The 267-nt window shown below is 49.1% G+C and carries 1 protein-coding gene; it reads right to left on the bottom strand.

All coding sequences use genetic code 11. The features are described from left to right. A partial coding sequence (locus tag C8322_RS14645) for an FAD-dependent oxidoreductase (protein WP_228156521.1) occupies positions 1-267 on the bottom strand: 267 nt, incomplete at both ends.

The raw sequence follows: 267 nt of genomic DNA, 5'->3' as shown, positions 1-267 counted from the left end.
TGGACCATCACAGTGTGGACAGTAGGCAACACCACGGGTTTTGTATTCCTGCTCACCCGGAACATTCATCTCTCTCCAGCGTGCACCAGTCGACAGAATCACGGTTTTAGATTCAAGCTTGGCACCATTTTCTAAAGTCACTTCAACCAGACCGTTGGCAGTTTCATCTGCACCCTTGATGTCAGATACACGTTGCAGGTTCATGATGTCGACACCGTATTCACGTACGTGTGCTTCCATCTCGGCAGCAAATTTTGGACCTTGGGT

The sequence above is a fragment of the Acinetobacter sp. SM1B genome (genome assembly GCF_003289665.1).
GTDB classification, from domain to species: domain Bacteria; phylum Pseudomonadota; class Gammaproteobacteria; order Pseudomonadales; family Moraxellaceae; genus Acinetobacter; species Acinetobacter schindleri.
The sequence above is the reverse complement of the archived record's forward strand: the minus strand, read 5'-3'. Positions and strand labels throughout refer to the sequence as shown.